The following is a 16,025-nucleotide window of genomic DNA, read 5'->3' on the forward strand; positions in this document are numbered from 1 at the left end:
GCGACACTCCCCCGGTGATCGATCTCCTCGTGGTGGCCCTCGCCTTCGGTGCCATCTTCGTCGTCGAGCTGCCCGACAAGACCTTCATCGCCACGCTGGTGATGTCGACGAAGATGCGCCCGCTCTTCGTCTGGATCGGCGTCGGTCTCGCCTTCCTCGTCCAGACCGGCGTCGCGGTCGGTCTCGGCACGGCGGCGTCCTTCCTGCCCGAGCAGCTGGTCCGGACCGTCGCCGCGCTCCTCTTCCTCATCGGCGCGGTCATCCTGTTCCGCGAGGCGCGCTCGGCCGACGCCGACGAGGCCGACCAGGAGAAGGAGTTCGCCGCCCGCGCCGACGCCTCCGCGCGCGGCCTGAAGGTCGTGCTGACCTCCTTCGTGGTCCTGTTCGCCGCCGAGTGGGGCGACCTGTCGCAGCTGCTGACCATCTCCCTGGTCGCGAAGTACGACGACCCCGTGTCGGTGTTCCTCGGCGCCTGGGGCGCGCTGCTCACGGTCTCCGGCCTCGCCGTCGTCGTGGGCCGCCTGCTGCTCCAGCGGATCACGCTCTCGCTGCTGCACTACGTGGGTGCCACGGTCTGCGTCCTGATGGCGGTCCTGACGGTGTGGGAGATGACGCGCTGACCGTCCGCACGTGCGCCGGGCGTGGTTCCCCGGACCCCCTCGGCACTAGAGTCCGCACATGGTCTCCCACAGCACCGCCCCCCACGGCGCGGACAGCGAAGTCGGCCGGCTGGCCACGGTCATGCTCCACCGGCCCGGCAACGAGCTCAAGCGACTCACGCCCCGCAACAACGACCGCCTGCTCTTCGACGGCATCCCGTGGGTGAGCCGCGCGCAGGAGGAGCACGACGCGTTCGCCGCGACCCTGCGCGAGCGCGGCGTGGAGGTGCTCTACCTCACCGAGCTGCTCACCGAGACCCTCGGGAGCGAGCTCGCCCGCAACCACGCGATCACCAGCGCGCTGTCGGGCCTGCACCTCGGTGACACGATGCGCCGCTACCTCGCCCAGGCGCTGCGCAGCCTGTCCCCCGAGGAGCTCACCGACGTGCTCACCGCCGGCATCCGCAACGACGAGGTCAAGGGCGGCCACGGCCTGGTGACCAGCCTGCTCCACCCGCACGACTTCCTCGTCGACCCGCTGCCCAACCTGCTCTTCACCCGCGACTCCAGCGTCTGGGTCCGCGACCGGGTCGCCGTCACCAGCCTCGCGATGCCCGCACGCAAGCGCGAGACCCAGCTGACCGAGCTGATCTACACCGAGCACCCGCGCTTCGCCGGCACCCGCAAGATCCACGGCTGGCACAACGAGCACGTCGAGGGCGGCGACGTCCTGCTCCTCGCGCCCGGCGTGATCGCCGTCGGCGTCGGCGAGCGTACGACGCCCGCGGGCGTGGAGCGGCTGGCCCGCCAGGTCTTCCACGCCGACCTCGCGCACACCGTGCTGGCCGTGCCGATCGCGCAGGAGCGCGCCACGATGCACCTCGACACGGTCTGCACGATGGTCGACGTCGACAAGGTCGTGATGTACCCCAACGTGGCCGACACGCTCCGCGCGGTGACGGTGACCCTGGAGGACCGCGGCTCGGGCGAGTCCGACCTGACGCTGAGCGTCAGCGGGTCCGAGCCGTTCCTCGTCGCGGCCGCCAAGGCGATGCAGATCGACACGCTGCACCAGATCGACACCGGCCTCGACCCGGTCACCGCGGAGCGCGAGCAGTGGGACGACGGCAACAACACCTTGGCGCTCGCGCCGCGGGTCGCAGTGGCCTACGAGCGCAACGACGAGACCAACGACCGGCTCGAGGACGCCGGCATCGAGGTCGTGCGGATCGCCGGCTCCGAGCTCGGCTCGGGTCGTGGCGGGCCGCGCTGCATGAGCTGCCCGATCTCGCGCGAGCCGCTGCGGGTGGTCTGAGCCACGCCGAACGGGCATCACCCTCGCGTCGGTGGCTCGTTGACCGGGCATGACTGACTCGATCCTCGACGCCCTGGAGCCCTCCGACGCCCAGCGCGTCCTGGCTGCCGGCAACGCCCTGCGCCTGCCCCAGGGGTGGTCTCCCATCGCCGAGAGCACCCCCGCCGACAAGGCGTACCTCATCACCGAGGGCGAGGTGTCGGTGCGCAAGGGGGGCGTCGAGATCGCCACCCTCGGCCCCGGCGCCGTGGTCGGGGAGACCGCCATCGTCAACCGCACGCTCCGCTCGGCCACCGTCGTCGCGCTGACGCCCCTGCGGGTCGTGCACTTCACGAGCGAGCGGCTCGAGCAGCTCGCGGACGAGGTCCCGACGTTCGGGGCCGCCCTGCGCGCGGCCGCGGCCGGGCGTGCGGTCGGCGGCTGAGCGACGTGGGCGAGGCGCGGCCCGACCCGGCGGGACCTGCGGCGCTCGACGTGCCGGACGGGACGGCCCGCGCCCTGGAGGCGTTCCTGCTCGGGCAGGAGCCGAGCCTGACCCGGGTGCAGGTGGCCGAGCGGGCGGGCGTGCCGCTCGAGCTGGCGGTGACGCTGTGGCACCACCTCGGCTTCCCCCACCACCACGACGACGACGTCGCCTTCGCCGAGAGCGACGTCGAGGCGCTGCGGCTGAGCGCCGACCTGGTCGAGATGGGCATCCTGCCGCCGGACTCGCAGGCCGCGCTCGTCCGCACGTGGGGCCGCAGCTACGCTCGGCTCGCGGAGTGGCAGACCGCGCTGCTGGCCGAGCTGGCGGTCGGGGGCGGTGACCCCGCCGCGGCGCTCAGCGACCTCGCCTCCGACGTCCTGCCGCGGGTCGAGGCCCTCCAGAGCTACGTCTGGCGCCGCCACCTGGCCAGCGCCTCGCAGCACCTGCTCGAGCACGCCACCCCGCTCGGGAGCGGCACCGACGAGGTGCGGACGTCGGTCTGCTTCATCGACATCGTCGGCTACACCACGCAGAGCCGCACCCTCGACGGCGCTGAGCTCGTCGAGTGGGTCGACCGCTTCGAGTCCGACACCACGACCCTCGTCGTCGACCACGGCGGCCAGGTCATCAAGACGATCGGCGACGAGGTGCTCTTCACCGTCGCCGACCCCGCAGCCGCCGTCACCATCGCCACCACGCTCGCTGCGCGCGGCGACGACCCCGACGACACGTTCCCCGCTGTCCGCGCCGGCATCGCCCACGGGCCCGTCGTACGCCGTCTCGGCGACGTCTTCGGCTCCACCGTCAACGCCGCCTCCCGCCTCACCTCGGCCGCCCGGCCGGGCACCGTGCTGGTCGACGCCGGGATCCGCGAGACCCTGACGCATGCGGCCGACGAGGGTGACGGCGACGACGACGCCTCACCCTGGCGCTGGCGCAGGTTGCGCCGCGTGTCGGCCAAGGGCTTCGAGAATCTCGAGGCGTGGCGGGTCAGACCGGCCCTCGTGCGGAAGTGAGGTGCATCTCGCGGATGCATTCACCACGGGTGGGTACCGGAGGCCAGGTTCGCGGGTATTCATGAGTGCCCCTGAGCCGAGGCCCGAGTGCTCATGATGGCGGGCACTCGGGCCGCCCGCACGACGTCCGGAGACGTGAAAGCCCGGTCGTTGTTGACGGGGGAAACAACAACGACCGGGCAGGGAGGAATCTACTCCGCTCGTGACGGCACGCACAACCGTTGGCCCGCTTGTGTTCCTCACGTGGCCAACACGTGGAGCCGCTCTTACCGGATCGTGACCTGTCGGTTGGCGAGCCCGGCCCGGGCGGAACGCTCGGCTGCCGTCAGCTCCTCGCCGGCCAGGGCCTCCTCGAGGGCGGCGGCGAAGCGTGCGGCCGGTTCCTCGAGCACCTCGGCGCCGGTGCCGAGCGGCAGGTCCCACACCGGAGCGAGCAGCCCGTGCGCGCGGAACATGCCCACGAAACGGGAGCCCTCGGCCACCGAGTCCCGACCGGCGGCGTGGAGGCGGGCGAGCGCGTCGAGCAGCGCGTCCTCCGGGTGCGGCATGACCCAGCGCAGGTGCTCCTTGGTGCCGACGCTGGTCCAGTACGCCGCCTCGACCGAGGTGAGTCGCGTGGTCGGCATGACGCCGCCGTTGGCCTGCTCGAGGGCGGCCTCCATGCCGGCGTCGCGCTCGGGGATGTCGTCGATCCAGTACTCGAAGCCGTCGTGGACGGTGATGTCGAGGCTGGTGTCGGTGATGAGGTCCTGGAGGGTGGGGCCCTCGCCGGGAGCGCTGAGGAGACCGACGATGCCCGGCTCCTCGGTGGCCAGCGCCAGCTCGAGGACGGCACCGAGGTCGCGGGCCGGGTTGCCGTAGGCGTGCTGCACCTGCAGGCCGAGCCAGACGTCGCCGGACTCGCGCACCATCGCCGGTGCCGCGCCGGGGAGGAGGGTGGCCAGGCGGACCGTGCGGTCGCCGTCCTCGAGCGTCAGCGGCGCGGTGGCCGCGGGCACGAGCTCGCGCAGCGCGATGACGTCGCACTCGCTGGGCATGCCCTCGAAGGGGCGCGCCACGAAGGTGGGGGCGGCACCGCCGGCCGCGCCGTGGCAGGCCTTGTAGCGCTTGCCTGAGCCGCAGGGGCAGGGTTGGCGGGGGCCGACCTCGCCTGCGGCGGGGGCGGACGCGGACGTGCTGCGGTTGCGCGACTTCTTGGCCATTGCCCGAGCCTAGTGCGGCCCCCCGGCGCCGCGCTCAGCGGTCGAGCAGCTCGAGGATGTGGGCCGGGCGGTCGCTGATCACGGCCGTCACCCCGAGGTCGAGGCAGATCTCGAGGTCGGCGGCGGTGTTGACGGTCCACACGTGGATCTCGCGTCCCGCCCTGACCAGGTGGCGCCCCAGGCCGGGGTGCTCGCGCAGCTCCTTGATGCCGGGGCCGATGATCCAGTCGTCGTCGACGACCGGGCGCAGCACCGGCCAGTGGTGCGCCTTGTCGACCAGCATCACGACCTCGAGCCCCGGCGCGAGGCGGCGTACGCGGCTCACGGCATTGAGCGAGAAGCTCATCACCCGGGCCGGGGACCCCGCCCGGTCCCAGCCGAAGTCGCCCAGCGTCTCGACCAGGCGCCGCTCGACCAGCCCGCCGTAGCGCGTCGGGTGCTTGGTCTCGATGGCCAGCTCGACGTGCCGGTCGTAGTCGGCGACCATCTCGAGCAGCTTGCGCAGGGTGAGCACCTTGCCGTCCGCGGGGTCCCGGTCGGGGGCCTCGTCGTCGAGGTCGGACCACGGGCTCTTCCACGACGCGAAGTCGAGCTCGTCGAGCTCGGCGAGGTTCATCGTCGACACCAGCCCCGTGGTGGACGCCGTGCGCCTCAGGTCGCGGTCGTGCACGCACACGAGGTGGCCGTCGGCGGTGAGCCGGACGTCGCACTCGAGCGCGTCGGCCCCCTCGTCGAGGGCCTTCACGTAGGCGCCCAGCGTGTGCTCGGCGGTGTCGTGGCTGCTCCCGCGGTGGGCGACCACCTGCGGTCGGGTGCGGGTGTCTCGGGGGCGCCGGCTGCGCGGCGTACGACGCATGGATCGAGCATGGCACGTCCGGGGACCGGCGCGCGGCAGGTCGGCCGGGGCCCGGGTGCCATGCTGGGCAGATGTCCTGGGTCGCGCAGTACGCCGTCGCCGCCGTGGTCTTCACCGTGCTCGACCTCATCTGGCTCGGCACGGTCGCGGAGGACACCTACGCGCGCCACCTCGGCGACCTGCTGGCGCCGTCGCCGAACGTCGGTGCGGCAGTCGTCTTCTACGCGATCTTCATCGCCGGCCTGCTCTACTTCGTGATCCACCCGGCGGTCGCAGCGGGCTCGTGGCGCCGCGCGGTCGGCGCGGGAGGCTTCTTCGGCTTCGTCACCTACGCCACCTGGGACCTCACGAGCCTCGCGGTCCTGCGAGACTTCCCCGCTGCGCTCGTCCCGATCGACCTGGCGTGGGGCACGTTCCTGGCGGCGACCGTCTCCGTGACGACGTACGCTGTCGCGCAGCGGCTGCCCGCGTGGGCGCGCGCGAGCAGCTGAGCGTCGCGGTCAGTGCACGTGGTCGCGCCAGTCCTCCGGCACGCGGCCGGCGGGACCGGGCGCGGGCTGGTCCTCGGGACGGCTCTGCGGGTCGGCGAGCCGCGGCCCGACCACCCCGACAGAGCGCTCGAAGTCCCAGAACCAGTCCTCGCCCGGCTCGTAGCTCTGCATGACCGGGTGGCCGGACGCCTCGAAGTGGGCGGTCGCGTGCTGCGAGGGGCTGGAGTCGCAGCAGCCGACGTGGCCGCACTGCGCGCACCGGCGCAGGTGCACCCACCAGCCGCCGGCGGCCTCGCACTCGACGCAGCCGGGACCGGACGGGGCGACGCCGGGGTCGATGCCTGCTGTCATGGGTCCAGCGTGCCCCGTCGCGGTCGGACGTGCCAGAGGCGCGTCAGCCGGAGCCGGCGAGGAAGCCGGGTAGCCTCGAGCAGGACGTCGTTCACCTCGGGCTCGGAGTAGACGCGCCCGGGCTCGAAGCGACGCACCACCTCGAGCAGCACGGCCGCGCGCACCTTCCGCTTCGCCGGCACGCGCGCGATGCGGCCGTCGGCGAAGAGGCGGCCCACCAGCCGCTCCTGCTCGGCCCGCGCGGCGTCGTACGCCTCCCGGTGCGCCGCTGCAGCGGGCGTCAACGATGCGACTCACGGATGCGCCCGAGGAGACTCAGCGGCGAGGGCAAAGACTTTGCGAGTTCATCCGGGCGGGGTTGACCCCGCGCGGGGTATCGGTTCAGGTGGAGGCAGCGACGAGGCCATCGGGGGTCTCGCCACGACCAGGGAGTCATGCCCATGCACCTGCCCATGCCCGGACGTCTCGTCCGCAGCCTGCTCGCCGTCCTCACCTCGCTCGTCGCGGTGGCCGGACTCACCGGACCCTCGCACGCCGTCACCAAGCTCACCGACGCACAGGCGGCCAGCCAGCTCTCGGCCGTCGGCATCACCCGTGTCTCGACCGGGGGCTGCACCGACCGCTACGTCTCGACGTGCACGTCCTACGACCAGATCAACCAGGAGACGGTGAGCGGGATCAAGACCTTCAAGTCGATCAGCGGCTGCGCGATCACGATCACCGGTGGCACCGAGACCGGCCACGCGTCGGGCACCTACAGCCACTGGAACGGCTACAAGGTGGACGTCCGCCCGACCACCTGCGTGTCGAACTACATCACCAGCCGCTACGCCTACCACGGCGTGCGCGGGGACGGCGCCACGATGTACCGCGCCCCCTCGGGCAACATCTACGCCCGCGAGAGCAGCCACTGGGACATCACCTACTACACCTGCGGCTGCTGACCGGCAGGCAGAGCCGGACCGGGACCGCCACCCGCTGGAAGCCGTCCGCGCAGGTTCAGGCCTGAGCGGCCGGCTTCCAGGCGCGCAGCCCTGCGAGCGTGCGCTCGATGAGGTCGAGCGACGGGTTCGCCACCACCACGGCCGGGACGAGCGGACGGGTCTCCAGGTGCCGCCCCCCAGCAGGCCACCAACGCTCGTCGCCGCGGGGGAGTCCGAGCTCGGCGCGCAGGACCGCGAACGTCGGGACCTCCGAGTCGTCCACCCGTTCCACGAAGCCCGTCCTGGAGATCTGCCCGTGCGCCAGACGTACGGGCAGTTCTGCACCGCGAGACAGGACATCTTCCACTTGGAGATCAAGCAACATGGCGGATCCTCTGGATTGGGCAATGATTCCTTGGCGTTTCTCCCGAACTCCCACGCTTTCCTCTGCTAATGACCATAGGAACTCGCAAGAGGTCCCGGGTCGTTATTACCCACGCGTGGAGGCCCTGTGCATGTCGCGGGTGCGGGGCGACCCTGCCTCCGGACGCGGTCCAGACCGGAGGCAGCGCGTGAGCCGCGGGGCCGTCAGCGCGTGCCGACCGGCGCGTCCTCGTCGAGACCGTGGTCGGCCCTCGCCCTCGCGCGGCGGTTCGCGACCAGGCTGGTCGTGATCGTGACCGCCAGGATGCCGACGATGACGTACAACGACACCAGGGTCGGCACGTCCGGCACCGACGGCCAGACGAGGTGCGCCCAGTGGAGGACCAGCTTGAAGCCGATGAACCCCAGGATCGCGGCAAGGCCGTAGCTGAGGTGCGCGAGCGCACCGAGCGCACCCTCGAGCACGAAGTAGAGCGCGCGCAGGCCGAGCAGGGCGAAGGCGTTGGTGACGAACACGAGATAGGGGTCACCGGTGATGCCGTAGACCGCCGGCACCGAGTCGACGGCGAAGACCACGTCGGTGGCGAAGACTGCCACGGTGACGAGCGCGAAGGGCGTCAGCGCCCGGGCGCCGTCCTTGACCACGGTGAACTTCGCGCCCTCGTAGTCGTCGCTGACGGGCATGAAGCGGCGCATCACCTTGACCACGCGCATCTCGGCGACGACGATCTCGTGCTCCTGGCCGCGGATCGCGTCACGCAGCAGCTTGACGCCAGTGAGCAGAAGGATCGCGCCGAAGACCAGGAAGACCCAGTCGAAGCGCGAGAGCGCAACGGCGCCGAGGGCGATGAAGATGCCGCGCAGCACGAGCGCACCGATGATGCCGTAGAGCAGCACCCGCTGCTTGAGCACCTCGGGGACGGCGAAGGCTGCGAGCAGCAGCATGAAGACGAAGAGGTTGTCGACGCTCAACGTCTTCTCGACCAGGTAGCCGGTGTAGTACTCCAGACCGCGGTCGCCGCCGTGGACGTTCCAGACGTAGAGGCCGAACGTCAGGGGCAACGCGACGTAGAACGCCGACCAGGCGATGGCCTCCCTCATCGAGACCTCGTGCGGCTTGCGGGTGGCGATGAAGTCGACGGCGAGCAGGGCGACGACCACGCCGATGGTGATGAACCACAGGGTGGGGGACGCGATGGACGTCATGGGTCTCCTCAGGATCGAGTTCCTGAGGTCTCCCCCGCCGCGAGCTGCGATCGGCCGCTCGCCGGGGCGCCTGCTGAGGCGCCGTAGTGACCGACGAGTGTTGGTGGGGTACTCCCCTCGCCGAAGATTCTAGTTGACCCCTCAAGGTGATCGTCAATCGGCTCGGGCACCGTAGTCTCGCAGGCATGGACGAGCTGGAGTACGACGTCATCGTCATCGGCGGCGGACCGGCGGGCGAGAACGCCGCGCAGTACGCCGTCGAGGGCACCGACATGACCGCTGTCATCGTCGAGCGCGAGCTGCTCGGGGGGGAGTGCAGCTACTGGGCGTGCATGCCGAGCAAGGCGCTGCTGCGCCCCATCGCCGTCGCCGACCTCACCGCAGACCTGCCAGGGGTGACGACCGCCCACGTCGCGCCGAAGGCGCTGCTGGAGCGGCGCGACGCCTGGGTGTCGCACTACGACGACGCCGGGCAGGTCACCTGGGCCGAAGGCGCCGGGCTCGCCGTGCTCCGCGGCGACGGCCGCCTGACCGGCGAGCGGACGGTCCGCGTCTCCGGGTCCGACGGCGAGCGCACCGTCCGGGCCCGCCGGGCGGTGGTGATCGCGACCGGGAGCGCGGCCCACGTGCCGCAGATGTACGCCGACGCCCTGCCGTGGGACTCCCGCGACGCCACCGCGGTGACCGAGGTGCCGGACCGCCTCGTCGTGATCGGCGGCGGGGTCGTCGCCTGCGAGGCCGCGATCTGGATGTCGGCCCTCGGCTCCGAGGTGACCCTCGTGGTGCGCGACCAACGGCTGCTCGGGCGCACCGAGCCCTTCGCCGGCGAGGCCGTCCTGGAGGGCCTGCGCGGCCGGGGCGTCACCGTGCTCCTGGGGACCGACGTGACCGGCGTACGCCGTGAGGGCCCGGAAGCCACCGGGGTCGGCAGGATCCACGGGAGCACGGTCACCCTGACCACCTCGGCGGGCGACCTCGAGGCCGACGAGGTGCTGCTCTCGATCGGGCGCGCGCCGCGGCTCGACGACCTCGGCCTGGACTCCGTCGGGCTCGTGCCCGACGACGTCACCGGCGGTCGGTTGCCCGAGTGGCTGCACGCCGTGGGCGACGCCAGCGGCGGCCCGCCGCTGACCCACTGGGGCAAGCACCAGGCGCGCCTGGTGGGCGCCCGGATCGCTGCGTCGGCCGCGGGCGAGGTGGCGTGGGAGCCGGACCGCGAGGCGCCCGTGCCGCAGGTCGTCTTCAGCGACCCGGAGGTCGCGAGCGTGGGGCTCACCGAGGCCCAGGCACGCGACGCGGGGCACCACGTGGTCACCTCGCGCGTGCCGACCTCGTCGGCCGCCGGCACCAGCCTGCTGCGCGACCACGTCGCCGGCCACGCCCAGCTCGTCGTCGACGCGGACTCCAGGCTCCTGCTCGGCGCGACCTTCGTCGGACCGGAGGCCGGCGAGCTGGTGCACGCCGCGACGGTCGCGATCACCGGCGGGGTGCCGGTCCACGTGCTGCGCCACGCCGTGGCGTCGTACCCCACCGCCGCCGAGCTGTGGCTGCGGTTGCTCGAGGAGCTGCCGCGCGAGCTGCGTACGCCGGCCTGACCCTCAGCCCCGCTCGCGCAGGTAGCGCCCGAAGTGGGGGACGGTGAAGGCGATCTGGCCGCGTTCGCCGGAGTAGACGAGGCCCTTCTTGAGCAGGGAGTCGCGCGCCGGGGAGAGCGACTGCGGCTTCTTGCCGAGGTTCGCCGCGACGTCCGCGCTGAGCACCGCGTCGCCCTCGGCCTCGTCCTGCGCGGCCGCGACCTCGGCCATCGCCATCAAGTAGTCGCGCTCCCCCGGCGTCGCGCGTTCGTAGCGTGAGCCGAAGAAACCGACCGCGAGCTCCGACTCGGCCTCGGGCGCGGCGACCGCGACGTCGGCAGCCGTGATCGGCGATCGCGGGGCGAGGTCCCACACGGCCTTGCCGTAGGCCTGGATGAAGTAGGGGTAGCCGCCGGTGGCGTCGTACATCGCAGCCAGAGCATCCTCCGCGTACGCCGCGTCCTCGTCCGCGGCAGGCGCCTCGAGCGCACGGTCGGCCGCCTCGCGGGAGAGCCGGTCGATGCGCTGGTAGCGGAAGAGCCGCTCGCTGTAGGACTTGCTCGCGCTCAGCACGGCGGGCAGGTGCGGCAGGCCGGCGCCGACCACGATCACGGGCAGGCCCGACTGGCTCAGCTCGTGGCAGGCCGCGCACAGCGCCGAGATGTCGTCGGGGCCGAGGTCCTGCATCTCGTCGATGAAGATGCCGATGCCCTTGCCCACGTCGGCGGCCAGGCCGCCGAGGTCGGTGAAGAGCTCGACGAGGTCGATCTCGATGTCACCGGAGTCGGCCCGCCCGCGGACGGCGGGAGCGTCGATGCCGGGGCTCCACTGGTCCTTGAGCTTCGCGGCGGCACCGGCGTCACGGTGGGCGAAGGACTTGATCACGCCGAGGACGTGGTCGACCGAGTCCTCGTCGCGATGGCCGAGCTCGCGCACCGCTTGGTGCAGGGCGCTGCTGAGAGGGCGCCGCAGGCCCTGCCCCGGCCGGGCCTCGAGCTTGCCGGTTCCCCACCCCTTGCGTACGGCGGCACCGCGCAGCGCGTTGAGCAGGACGGTCTTGCCGACGCCGCGCAGCCCGGTCAGCACGAGGCTGCGCTCGGGGCGCCCCTTGGCGACGCGCTCGAGCACGACCTCGAAGGCGGCGAGCTGCTCGTCGCGACCGGCCAGCTCGGGAGGGCGCTGTCCCGCGCCAGGGGCGTACGGGTTCCGGATCGGGTCCACGATCAGACGGTATCGGGGAATCTAGGCCGGGCCTTAGATTGCTGGATATTCCGCGAGTCGGGATTCTCGGGATCCCCGGTCACCCGGGGAAACTGGAGCCTCACCCCCGAGACTTCGCACTGGAACCTCCACTTTCCCCGGGTACCCGGGGAAAGCAACGCGACCGGCCCTCACCCCGCCCGACTCGGCCCGACCTCCCGCGCGCGGCGTACGCCTCGTCGAGCCCGCGCCGCAGGAGAGCGACCAGGTCCTCGCCGCGGGGGTCGAGGAAGACCGTCCCGGTGCGAGGCGTGCGCTGCGGAGCCATGTCCCATGGTGACGCGGCGCACTCGGCCGTGCCGAGCAAGGGGCAGGCCTAGACTCGCCCTCGTGCCCGAGCTGCCCGAGGTCGAAGCCCTCGTCCAGGACCTGCGCGGCCGCCTGGTCGGTCGCGCGATCAGTCGCGTCGACCTCGCCGCCTTCAGTGCCCTCAAGACCTTCGACCCGCCGCTGCACGCCCTGCACGGCACGCTCGTCGAGGACGTGACCCGCCACGGCAAGTTCCTCGACATCGACGCCAGCGGGGTCCACCTCGTCATCCACCTCGCCCGCGCCGGCTGGATCCGTTGGCGCGACGAGGTGCCGGCGCTGCCCGCCAGGCCCAACAGCAAGAACCCGCTGGCCGCGCGCGTGGTCGTCGACGACCCCGACCTCGACACGCAGCCGGGGCTCGACATCACCGAGGCCGGCACCCGCAAGGGCCTCGCGATCTACGTCGTGCGCGACCCGCAGCAGGTCGAGGGCATCGCGCGGCTGGGACCGGACCCGCTCTCCGACGACTTCACGATCGAGGTGCTGCGCGGGATCCTCGAGGCGGAGGGACGCAAGCAGATCAAGGGCGTGATGCGGATGCAGTCCATCATCGCCGGCATCGGCAACGCCTACTCCGACGAGATCCTCCACGCCGCGCGGATGTCGCCCTTCAAGCCCGCCAGCAGCCTCGAGGACGACGACCTCGAGACGTTGTACGCCGCCATCCGCGGCACCCTGGGCGACGCCGTCCAGCGCTCGAGCGGGCTGGCAGCGAGCGAGCTCAAGGGCGAGAAGAAGAGCAACCTCGCGGTCCACGGCCGCACCGGCCAGGCCTGCCCGGTCTGCGGCGACGTCGTGCGCGAGGTGTCCTTCGCGGACTCGAGCCTGCAGTACTGCGCGACGTGTCAGACCGGTGGCAAGCCGCTGGCGGACCGGCGCATGTCGAAGCTGCTGAAGTAGCCCTCACGGGACGCAGAGAAGGTGCCGGTCGGACTCACCCCCGTGAAGCCCGCCCGACACCTACTGCCGTCAAGCATACCTTGACGCAGGCCAGATCTTCTCACGCGGTGGCGCGCTTGTCGCCGGATTTGCGGGAGAACCTCTCCCAGGCTGCCTGGCGGGACACCCCGAGGGTGCGGCCGATCTCGGCCCAGGAGATCTTGCGGGCGCGGAGCAGGTCGACCCACTCGTGCGCGAAGGACTGGTTCTGCTCGGCCGAGGCCAGGATCATCGGGAGCGCGGCGAGCACCTCGGTGTCGCTCATCCGCTCCCACGGGAAGGTCCCACGCGCCTCGGCGAGCTGCGCCGGGTCGTGGACCATGGTGTGGAAGTCGTCGACGCAACCGCGGCAGATCTGCGCGCCGAGCCCGCCGATCAGCGGCACATCGGTGCCGGGTCCCCCCTGCGTCCCGCAGAACGAACAGATCCTGCCCTCACGCGTGATCGCCATGGCCTTCGCCTCCCTTCCTCGATGCTACTCCCCGGGCGGCAGGCACACCTGCGTACGCCGAACCCCGTCCCGCCCTCACTCGGTGGCCCCGGGCATCTCGGGCATCTCGGGCATCTCGATGCCGTCGAGCGGGTTGCCGCAGGTCTCGGTGAGGTAGTCGGCGAAGGCCTCGGCCTGGCGCTGCGCGGCCTTCGAGGCGTCCGCGCCGCCCTGCTCGAGCTCCTCGAGCTGGTCGATGGTGAAGTCGGCGGCGTCGATCTCGCCCGCCTGCTCGACGAGCTGCTCGAAGCCGGCGCGGGCGTCGTCGGAGATGCCGTCGGGGGTCCCGATCTCCTCCAGCTCCTGGCCCCAGTCCTTGACCGCCCGCGCCATCTCCTCGTTGCTGGGGAGCTCGGGATTGGCCATGTCCTCGGGCAGCAGGTCGTCGAACAGGCTGCTCTGGGTGTCGCAGAAGTCCTTTTCACTGGCGTCGGCCGGCGCTCCGCCGCCGCAGGCAGAGGTGGTGGCGCCGACGAGCAGCACGGTGCTGGTCAGGGCGAGGCGGGCGCGGACGTTCATGGGGTACCCCTTCGATCGGACGCGGACGCGTCGCGGTGTCGTGACTCGCGCCCACCCTTGCGCGGGTCGCGTCAATCGTCCATTCGCAAGGCGTCGGGCAGTGGCACCCGTAGGGCCCGCTCGAGCGCCTCGAGGTACTCCGCGCGCGGACGGCTCACGACGCCCAGCGAGGCCAGGTGCGGCGTCTGCCACTGCACGTCGAGCACCCGGTGCGCGGCGTGCTGGTCCTGCAGCAGGTCCACGAGGGCGAGCAGCGCGACCTTGGAGGCGTCGCGCTCGTGGTGGAACATCGACTCCCCCGCGAACAGCCCCCCGACGGCGACGCCGTAGAGCCCCCCGGCGAGCCGTCCGTCGCGCCACGCCTCGACGGAGTGCGCCCAGCCGAGGCGGTGCAGGCGACCGTAGGCCTGCTTGAAGTCGGGGGTGATCCAGCCGTCGGGACGGTCGGTGCGCCCGCACTGCGCCACCACCTCGTCGAAGGCGGTGTCGATGCGGATCTCGAAGTCACGCGCGGAGCGCCGCAGCGAGCGCGGCACCCGCATCCCGTCGAGCGGCAGCACCCCGCGCTCGACGGGCGAGAACCATCCGAGCTGCTCGTCACCGTCGAGGGTGACCGGCATCGGGAAGAGCCCGGCTGCGTACGCCGTCACGAGGGTCCCGGCCTCCAGGTCCGCGCCCAGGGCGACCAGGTCGTCGTCGGGGTCCCACGTCGAGTGGTGCGGGAACGCCCACGGTGTCGGAGCGGGAGCGATGGGCACGCTTCGCACGGTAGCGAACGACCTCTCGCGCCGCGGCGAGGACGTCGCGACCGGCGCCGTACGATCGCGGCATGGGCCTGAAGCAGACCGTGGCACGCCAGCTCGCGCCGAGGATCTCCGAGCTCACCCCCGGGTTGAGCACCGGATTCGTCCGTGAGGCGCTCAACCGCGCCATCGACGGGGTCGGCCCCCTCGCCCCTGCCGCGGTGGCCGCCGACAAGCAGCTCGCGGAGCAGCGCGGCGACGTCGAGCGCGCGATCCACGAGGTCATCGAGAACAACGTCCGCATCGCCGGGGCGCAGGGCTTCGCCACCAACGTCGGTGGGCTCGTGACCATGGCGGTGGCCATCCCGGCCAACGTGACCGGCCTGGCGATCATCCAGTGCCGGATGGTCGCCGGCATCGCGCACCTCCGCGGTCACGACCTCAGCGACCCGCGCGTGCGCAACGCGGTCCTGGCGCTGCTGCTCGGCGAGGAGCACGTCACCGAGCTGGTGAAGAAGAAGAAGCTCCCCGCCACGCCGATGGCCCTGGCCACCGCGCCGGTGCACGACCCCAGCCTCGACGGCACGATCTCCGCGGTCGTGGCCTCCGACATCTTCACCCGCGTGGTCGGCAAGCGGCTGGCGACCACGGTCGGGCGCCGCGTGCCGGTGGTCGGCGGCGTCGTCGGCGCCGGGGCGGACGGCTTCGCGACCTGGAAGGTCGGGAGGTACGCCGACCGCGAGCTGCTGGTGCGTCGGCGCTGAGGCCTCACCTCCCGCGGGCCGCCCACTCCTCGGCGAGGAGCGCGTAGCCGACCTCGTCGAGCCACCCGAGCTCGTGGTGCCACAGGGACTGACGCGAGAGACGTTCGCGCCGCATCCCCGCCTTCTCGAGCACCGCGACCGAGGCGTGGTTGTCCGCGTTGGCCGCTGCCGTCACGCGGCGCAGCCCGAGGCCCTCGAACGCGGCGCCGAGCAGCGCGCGGGCGGTGGCCGTCGCGATGCCCCGACCGGCGTACCGCGGGTCCACGACGTAGCCGATGAGTCCGTCGGTGCCGTCGGGGACGCCCGGCTGGCCCGGCCCGTCGACGACGTCGAGGAAGCCGATCGCCACGACCGCGCCGTCACGCTCGACGACGCAGGAGAAGGCGGTCGGGCTGTCCGCGACGGCGACGAGCTCTCGGCGCAGGTCGTCGGGGTCGACGTGGGCGCGGACCATGAAGTGGTTGACCAGCGGGTCGTTGCGGAAGGACAGCAACGCCTCGACGTCCGCCTCCACGGGGTCGCGGAGGAGCAGGTCGCCGGAGCGGACGGGCCAGGGGCTGGAGGGCACGGCGGGACCCTCGCACACACCCACCGTCCCACGCACGGCCGTTTCCG

At 72.3% G+C, this 16,025-nt stretch carries 20 protein-coding genes; 9 read left to right on the plus strand and 11 right to left on the minus strand.

What is annotated here, in order from left to right:
* Window positions 1-14: 14 nt before the first annotated feature.
* The 4 genes from K4G59_RS20425 to K4G59_RS07120 are packed head-to-tail and all read left to right on the plus strand — an operon-like array spanning window position 15 to window position 3,396.
* Window positions 15-620 carry a TMEM165/GDT1 family protein gene (locus K4G59_RS20425; protein ID WP_231250272.1) on the plus strand — a complete coding sequence of 202 codons (606 nt, stop codon included), beginning with the start codon at window positions 15-17 and terminating at the stop codon, window positions 618-620.
* A 58-nt stretch (window positions 621-678) separates the two neighbouring features.
* Window positions 679-1,914, plus strand: a complete 1,236-nt coding sequence (locus K4G59_RS07110; RefSeq protein ID WP_231250273.1) for an arginine deiminase — start codon at window positions 679-681, stop codon at window positions 1,912-1,914.
* A 49-nt stretch (window positions 1,915-1,963) separates the two neighbouring features.
* On the plus strand, window positions 1,964-2,338 hold the full coding sequence (locus K4G59_RS07115) for a cyclic nucleotide-binding domain-containing protein (RefSeq protein WP_231250274.1): 375 nt from the start codon (window positions 1,964-1,966) through the stop codon (window positions 2,336-2,338).
* 5 nt (window positions 2,339-2,343) lie between these two features.
* A complete protein-coding gene (locus tag K4G59_RS07120; protein WP_231250275.1) occupies window positions 2,344-3,396 on the plus strand; it encodes an adenylate/guanylate cyclase domain-containing protein in 1,053 nt (350 codons plus the stop codon).
* A 266-nt stretch (window positions 3,397-3,662) separates the two neighbouring features.
* Here K4G59_RS07120 and K4G59_RS07125 read toward each other — a convergent pair whose 3' ends face one another.
* Complete coding sequence (locus K4G59_RS07125) at window positions 3,663-4,598, minus strand: DUF5926 family protein (RefSeq protein ID WP_231250276.1); 936 nt, start codon at window positions 4,596-4,598, stop codon at window positions 3,663-3,665.
* 34 nt (window positions 4,599-4,632) lie between these two features.
* Window positions 4,633-5,454: a glycerophosphodiester phosphodiesterase family protein gene (locus tag K4G59_RS07130; RefSeq protein WP_231250277.1), complete on the minus strand. Its 822-nt coding sequence runs from the start codon at window positions 5,452-5,454 to the stop codon at window positions 4,633-4,635.
* 71 nt (window positions 5,455-5,525) lie between these two features.
* Between K4G59_RS07130 and K4G59_RS07135 the strand changes: the two genes are divergently transcribed.
* Window positions 5,526-5,945 (plus strand): DUF2177 family protein, encoded by a 420-nt coding sequence (locus K4G59_RS07135; RefSeq protein WP_231250278.1) that lies wholly within the window; start codon window positions 5,526-5,528, stop codon window positions 5,943-5,945.
* A gap of 9 nt (window positions 5,946-5,954) precedes the next feature.
* Here the strand turns inward: K4G59_RS07135 and K4G59_RS07140 are convergent, their stop codons facing one another.
* Entirely contained in the window at window positions 5,955-6,296 is a 342-nt protein-coding gene (locus K4G59_RS07140) for a UBP-type zinc finger domain-containing protein (RefSeq protein ID WP_231250279.1), read from the minus strand.
* Complete coding sequence (locus K4G59_RS07145) at window positions 6,293-6,580, minus strand: DUF2087 domain-containing protein (protein WP_231250280.1); 288 nt, start codon at window positions 6,578-6,580, stop codon at window positions 6,293-6,295. The genes K4G59_RS07140 and K4G59_RS07145 overlap by 4 nt, the downstream gene beginning before the upstream one ends.
* Before the next feature lie 150 nt (window positions 6,581-6,730).
* Here K4G59_RS07145 and K4G59_RS07150 point away from each other — a divergent pair, with 150 nt between their 5' ends.
* Window positions 6,731-7,240, plus strand: coding sequence for a hypothetical protein (locus K4G59_RS07150; RefSeq protein ID WP_231250281.1), 510 nt, complete (start codon window positions 6,731-6,733; stop codon window positions 7,238-7,240).
* Window positions 7,241-7,295: 55 nt separating this feature from the next.
* Here the strand turns inward: K4G59_RS07150 and K4G59_RS07155 are convergent, their stop codons facing one another.
* Window positions 7,296-7,511, minus strand: coding sequence for a hypothetical protein (locus K4G59_RS07155; protein WP_231250282.1), 216 nt, complete (start codon window positions 7,509-7,511; stop codon window positions 7,296-7,298).
* Window positions 7,512-7,807: 296 nt separating this feature from the next.
* Entirely contained in the window at window positions 7,808-8,809 is a 1,002-nt protein-coding gene (locus K4G59_RS07160; RefSeq protein ID WP_231250283.1) for a TerC/Alx family metal homeostasis membrane protein, read from the minus strand.
* 185 nt (window positions 8,810-8,994) lie between these two features.
* Here K4G59_RS07160 and K4G59_RS07165 point away from each other — a divergent pair, with 185 nt between their 5' ends.
* On the plus strand, window positions 8,995-10,404 hold the full coding sequence (locus K4G59_RS07165; protein WP_231250284.1) for a dihydrolipoyl dehydrogenase family protein: 1,410 nt from the start codon (window positions 8,995-8,997) through the stop codon (window positions 10,402-10,404).
* 3 nt (window positions 10,405-10,407) lie between these two features.
* Here the strand turns inward: K4G59_RS07165 and K4G59_RS07170 are convergent, their stop codons facing one another.
* A complete protein-coding gene (locus tag K4G59_RS07170; protein ID WP_231250285.1) occupies window positions 10,408-11,604 on the minus strand; it encodes an ATP-binding protein in 1,197 nt (398 codons plus the stop codon).
* 369 nt (window positions 11,605-11,973) lie between these two features.
* On the opposite strand from K4G59_RS07170, the gene K4G59_RS07175 reads away from it, so the two are divergent.
* Window positions 11,974-12,855 (plus strand): Fpg/Nei family DNA glycosylase, encoded by an 882-nt coding sequence (locus K4G59_RS07175; protein ID WP_231250286.1) that lies wholly within the window; start codon window positions 11,974-11,976, stop codon window positions 12,853-12,855.
* Between the two features lie 100 nt (window positions 12,856-12,955).
* On the opposite strand, the gene K4G59_RS07180 is transcribed toward K4G59_RS07175, so the two are convergent.
* From K4G59_RS07180 to aat, 3 genes are all read right to left on the minus strand, one after another.
* Complete coding sequence (locus K4G59_RS07180; protein ID WP_231250287.1) at window positions 12,956-13,345, minus strand: hypothetical protein; 390 nt, start codon at window positions 13,343-13,345, stop codon at window positions 12,956-12,958.
* Window positions 13,346-13,420: 75 nt separating this feature from the next.
* Entirely contained in the window at window positions 13,421-13,903 is a 483-nt protein-coding gene (locus tag K4G59_RS07185; RefSeq protein WP_231250288.1) for a hypothetical protein, read from the minus strand.
* Between the two features lie 71 nt (window positions 13,904-13,974).
* Complete coding sequence (gene aat, locus K4G59_RS07190) at window positions 13,975-14,661, minus strand: leucyl/phenylalanyl-tRNA--protein transferase (protein WP_308189374.1); 687 nt, start codon at window positions 14,659-14,661, stop codon at window positions 13,975-13,977.
* 71 nt (window positions 14,662-14,732) lie between these two features.
* Here aat and K4G59_RS07195 point away from each other — a divergent pair, with 71 nt between their 5' ends.
* Window positions 14,733-15,410, plus strand: coding sequence for an EcsC family protein (locus tag K4G59_RS07195; RefSeq protein ID WP_231250289.1), 678 nt, complete (start codon window positions 14,733-14,735; stop codon window positions 15,408-15,410).
* Window positions 15,411-15,414: 4 nt separating this feature from the next.
* Here the strand turns inward: K4G59_RS07195 and K4G59_RS07200 are convergent, their stop codons facing one another.
* Window positions 15,415-15,978: a GNAT family N-acetyltransferase gene (locus K4G59_RS07200; protein WP_231250290.1), complete on the minus strand. Its 564-nt coding sequence runs from the start codon at window positions 15,976-15,978 to the stop codon at window positions 15,415-15,417.
* Between the last annotated feature and the right edge of the window lie 47 nt (window positions 15,979-16,025).

The sequence above is a fragment of the Nocardioides furvisabuli genome, assembly GCF_021083185.1.
GTDB classification, from domain to species: Bacteria; Actinomycetota; Actinomycetes; order Propionibacteriales; family Nocardioidaceae; genus Nocardioides; species Nocardioides furvisabuli.

Coding starts and splice junctions, on each gene's coding strand:
- K4G59_RS07160 (WP_231250283.1), bottom strand. CDS start 8,809: ATGACGTCCATCGCGTCCCCCACCCTGTGGTTCATCACCATCGGCGTG.
- K4G59_RS07150 (WP_231250281.1), top strand. CDS start 6,731: ATGCCCATGCACCTGCCCATGCCCGGACGTCTCGTCCGCAGCCTGCTC.
- K4G59_RS07185 (WP_231250288.1), bottom strand. CDS start 13,903: ATGAACGTCCGCGCCCGCCTCGCCCTGACCAGCACCGTGCTGCTCGTC.
- K4G59_RS07165 (WP_231250284.1), top strand. CDS start 8,995: ATGGACGAGCTGGAGTACGACGTCATCGTCATCGGCGGCGGACCGGCG.
- K4G59_RS07130 (WP_231250277.1), bottom strand. CDS start 5,454: ATGCGTCGTACGCCGCGCAGCCGGCGCCCCCGAGACACCCGCACCCGA.
- K4G59_RS07115 (WP_231250274.1), top strand. CDS start 1,964: ATGACTGACTCGATCCTCGACGCCCTGGAGCCCTCCGACGCCCAGCGC.
- K4G59_RS07110 (WP_231250273.1), top strand. CDS start 679: ATGGTCTCCCACAGCACCGCCCCCCACGGCGCGGACAGCGAAGTCGGC.
- K4G59_RS07140 (WP_231250279.1), bottom strand. CDS start 6,296: ATGACAGCAGGCATCGACCCCGGCGTCGCCCCGTCCGGTCCCGGCTGC.
- K4G59_RS07135 (WP_231250278.1), top strand. CDS start 5,526: ATGTCCTGGGTCGCGCAGTACGCCGTCGCCGCCGTGGTCTTCACCGTG.
- K4G59_RS07195 (WP_231250289.1), top strand. CDS start 14,733: ATGGGCCTGAAGCAGACCGTGGCACGCCAGCTCGCGCCGAGGATCTCC.
- K4G59_RS07125 (WP_231250276.1), bottom strand. CDS start 4,598: ATGGCCAAGAAGTCGCGCAACCGCAGCACGTCCGCGTCCGCCCCCGCC.
- K4G59_RS07180 (WP_231250287.1), bottom strand. CDS start 13,345: ATGGCGATCACGCGTGAGGGCAGGATCTGTTCGTTCTGCGGGACGCAG.